Below are 3,449 nucleotides of genomic sequence, written 5' to 3'. Positions count from 1 at the left end.
GAGCCATAGATTCCACGCTACAGCAGGCACTCGGGGCAGACCCGCAGTACAGCGGCCTGATCTGCAAGAACCCGCTGCACCCGCACTGGGTTGTGGCGGCGTGGGAGCCCCGCCTGTACACGCTGAACGATCTGGACAGCTGGCTTGACCTCAGCGCGGCGAAAGACCGGCGCAAGCGCCTGCCTGCGTACGGACTGGGTCGTAACTGCAACCTCTTCGAGCAGCTCAGCCAGTGGTCGTACAAGGCCATACGCCAGGGCTGGCCGGGTTACGACCAGTGGCACGCCGCCTGCCTGCAGCGGGCCCTCATGTACAACGCTGGGTTCCCTTGCCCCCTGGATCACCAGGAGGTGGGCCATATCGCCAAGTCGGTGGCTAGGTACACACACGCCCGGTTCACGCCCGAGGGCTTCAGTGCGTGGCAGGCCGCACAGGGATCGAAGAAGGGCAAGGCGCTGCGTGACCAGCTCAGGCCGAAGCTGGTCAGCCTGCTTGACGAGGGCCGCTCAGAGGCCGAAATAGCGCGCCTGACGGGCCAATCAAGGCAAACAATCAACAACTGGGTAAGAGGCCTCAAATGACCCTTAAAGATGCATTCCGCCAGGACGAACTCCCGGACCTTCTAGCCGATCTATCCCATGTCATCGACATGGTGGATGGCTGGGCCCTGCGCAACGAGTCAATTGACTACGATCTCGCAATGTACGCGGCCAGCCTGATTGCCCGCATCGCCAACAAAGCGAACCCTCAGTAAAAGTTGTCAAAAAGCCATATCAGATAATAGCCCCGTTTACGGGGGCTTCAGCTGTGCCCCTCCAGATGTAAATCCCCCCGCTCTTCACAAGTCCAGGTGGTCGCCAGTGCAGTGACCGAAGGGCGCTGTGATGGTGAACGCCCAACAAGCAAAGCGCGTTAGCCACAAATCCACTAACCCCTGATCTAGAGCCTCTGTTACCTTTTGTAACTTGCACGGCTTTTGATTATAAGCCAGGATACACAGAGGGCCCTCCCGGCGCTTCGCTTGGTCGGTTCCTCTGTGACCTGGTTCAGGGGGCGTGCCGCCCCCCGAAACCCCCCAGCCGGCCCCCGCCGCCGCGGACTAAAGTCCGCAACGTCGGGGGCCTCGACTAAGAGCCAATCCATGACCGAGCCAAAGCGCGAAAAGATCATCAAGGTGCGGGTGTCCCCCGAGGAACTGGCCACCCTCCAGATGCACAGCACCAGGACGGAGCTGGCCCGCTGGATGCGGGAGAGCTGCCTGAATCCCGGCCAGACCGATCTAGTCCGTGATCTGCGCGGCGCGGCCCCGGCGGCTGATCCCGCGTTGCTGCGCCAGTTGGCGAGTATCGGGAACAACCTCAACCAGATCGCCCGCAAGATGAACACCGCCGAGTGGGGCGCTGTTGATCGCGTCCAGGTCATCGGCGCCCTGGCCGGGGTTGAGCGTGAGTTGGCCGAACTGCGAGCGCTGCACAAGTGATCGTGAAGTTCCACGCCAGGGGCACTGGCGGCGGCAAGGGGCCGACGCAGTACCTGCTGGGCCGGGACGGCCAGCGGGAGGGGGCAACCCTGCTGCGTGGCGATCCTGAGCAGGTGGCCGAACTGATCGACTCCAGCCGGTACGCCAAGAAGTACACCAGCGGCGTGCTGAGCTTTGCCGAGGCGGATCTACCGCCCGAGCAGAAACGGGCCCTCATGGACAGTTTCGAGAAGGCGCTACTGCCCGGCCTAGAGGCCCGGCAGTACAGCTGCCTATGGGTTGAGCACCAAGACAAGGGACGATTAGAGCTGAACTTCGTCATCCCCAACCTGGAGCTGACCGAGGGCAAGCGCTTGCAGCCCTACTATCACGTCGCCGATCAGCGCCGGGTCGATGCCTGGGCGACGGTTCAGCGCGCCGAGCTGGGCCTTTCCGACCCGAAAGACCCAGCTCGCAGGCGGGCCCTTGTAACGCCCCGCGACTTGCCGCCAGAGCGTCAGCAGGTCGCGCAGCAGATCACGGACGGGCTGCTGGCCCTTGCCGCCCAGGGCGAGGTGCGCAGCCGTGCTGACGTGCTCGAAAAGTTGACAGGTGCAGGCTTCCAGGTGGCCCGCGAAACCAAGTCATCCATCAGCATCGCCGACCCGGACGGCGGCAAGAACATACGCCTCAAGGGGGCCCTCTATGAGCGGGATTTCAGACTTGGCCCGGAGCTTCGAGGAGAAATCGAAGCAGCAAGCCAGCGATATCGAGACGGGCGTGACGAACGCCTACAAACAGCACGAACAGACCTTGCTCGCGGCATTGAGATCAAGCGAACAGAGCTTGAGCGGCGCCATCCAGGCCCGCGAGAAGAGCCTCAGCGAGCTTTTGAGCGCGACCGAGGCCAACACCAGGGCGTTAGTCCTATCGGGCTGGAAATGGCTCGCAGGGAGCCTGCTGGCGGTCATCCTGGCCGCGAGCGGGGCCCTGTGGTGGACAGGGCTGACGGTGGCGGAGAATTTCCAGATCATCGAGCAGCAGAAGGCCACGATGGCCCGCGCCCAGGCGCTGGGGATGGAGTTCTACAGCGACGGAAAAGACGAGTACCTCCTGCTGCCCAAAGGGAAGAAGGCGTCCAGCGGGTGGAATTTCAAGGAACTTGGCCGAGAGGCCGTGAAGTTGGAGAAGTAGGCTATGACGGAGATCGAGAAGGCCTTGCTAGACGCCTTGGAGAGTTTACAGAGCGAGCACGAGCAGCAGCTGAGCAGTTTCGCCGAGACCTTGCAAAGTATGCGGATCGAGCACGCGAAGGGCTCGAAGCTGTGGGCCGAAGCTGCCGCGACCTTGCAGGGGCAGTACGAGCGCAGCCAGACAGAGAACATGGCCCTGTCGCAGCAGGTGCAGAGCTTGAGCGGGCAAGTGAACGACTTGGCGCAGCGCGTCGAAGGTTTGAGCCGCGCGCTCAGGAAGTGATCCAGGAGCATCAGCGGCATAAGTCGCGCCGTGGGCCCACCTTGGGTTAGGCTGGACCCCAGAAAAAACAAAACCCCCGTGCTCTGATCATCTTGGCGGAAGAGAGAGCGACGGGGGCCCCGCAAGAGCATTGGAGTGCCCTTGAACGTGTTGAAAGCATACCACGACGCCGCAGACGATCAACCGCGACAAGCGATCCAGCTTGAGCTGTTCCGCGAGCGCCTACCGGCCAAGCCGTACCATACCGACGACCTGCGCGCAGGACTCCAGGTGCGCAGCGCCGAGCGCGCTGCCCTGGCCCGCTACATCCAGCCGAACGGCCCCACGCACAAGTATTGGCTCGTCTACGACATCGACCGCCCAGGGGCTGCGATGGACTGGAGCGACCGCAATTGCCCGCCGCCCTCGATCACAGCCATGAATCCCGCCAATGGGCACGCTCACCTGATCTACGGCCTCAAAACCCCCGTCAGGACTGCGCCTGGCGCGAAATCTGACCCACTCAGGTACGCGG

General features: G+C 62.9%; 6 protein-coding genes. All 6 read left to right on the top strand.

The genetic code is table 11. From position 1 onward, the window contains the following. Nucleotides 1–581: replication initiation protein (locus tag GYN01_RS22115; RefSeq protein WP_203307804.1), on the top strand; the 581-nt coding region annotated here is incomplete at its 5' end. Continuing rightward, nucleotides 578–754 carry a hypothetical protein gene (locus tag GYN01_RS22110; RefSeq protein ID WP_153387367.1) on the top strand — a complete coding sequence of 59 codons (177 nt, stop codon included), beginning with the start codon at nt 578–580 and terminating at the stop codon, nt 752–754. The genes GYN01_RS22115 and GYN01_RS22110, both read left to right, overlap by 4 nt. A 387-nt stretch (nt 755–1,141) precedes the next feature. Then, entirely contained in the window at nt 1,142–1,480 is a 339-nt protein-coding gene (locus tag GYN01_RS22105; protein ID WP_048403089.1) for a MobC family plasmid mobilization relaxosome protein, read from the top strand. 684 nt (nt 1,481–2,164) lie between these two features. Beyond that, on the top strand, nt 2,165–2,653 hold the full coding sequence (locus GYN01_RS22420) for an MbeB family mobilization protein (protein ID WP_053221399.1): 489 nt from the start codon (nt 2,165–2,167) through the stop codon (nt 2,651–2,653). A 3-nt stretch (nt 2,654–2,656) separates the two neighbouring features. Beyond that, a complete protein-coding gene (locus tag GYN01_RS22095; RefSeq protein WP_048403092.1) occupies nt 2,657–2,935 on the top strand; it encodes an MbeD/MobD family mobilization/exclusion family protein in 279 nt (92 codons plus the stop codon). 147 nt (nt 2,936–3,082) lie between these two features. After that, nucleotides 3,083–3,449, top strand: a 367-nt coding sequence (locus GYN01_RS22090) for a replication initiation protein (RefSeq protein WP_338053190.1), incomplete at its 3' end; no start/stop codon positions are given.

Origin of the sequence: Pseudomonas weihenstephanensis (assembly GCF_016812185.1) — a bacterium.
Classification (GTDB): Bacteria; Pseudomonadota; Gammaproteobacteria; order Pseudomonadales; family Pseudomonadaceae; genus Aquipseudomonas; species Aquipseudomonas weihenstephanensis.
This window is presented reverse-complemented; position numbering and strand designations above follow the sequence as displayed.

Bases quoted from the DNA above. Each gene is read 5' to 3' on its own strand.
- GYN01_RS22105 (WP_048403089.1), top strand. From the start codon at position 1,142: ATGACCGAGCCAAAGCGCGAAAAGATCATCAAGGTGCGGGTGTCCCCC.
- GYN01_RS22095 (WP_048403092.1), top strand. From the start codon at position 2,657: ATGACGGAGATCGAGAAGGCCTTGCTAGACGCCTTGGAGAGTTTACAG.
- GYN01_RS22110 (WP_153387367.1), top strand. From the start codon at position 578: ATGACCCTTAAAGATGCATTCCGCCAGGACGAACTCCCGGACCTTCTA.
- GYN01_RS22420 (WP_053221399.1), top strand. From the start codon at position 2,165: ATGAGCGGGATTTCAGACTTGGCCCGGAGCTTCGAGGAGAAATCGAAG.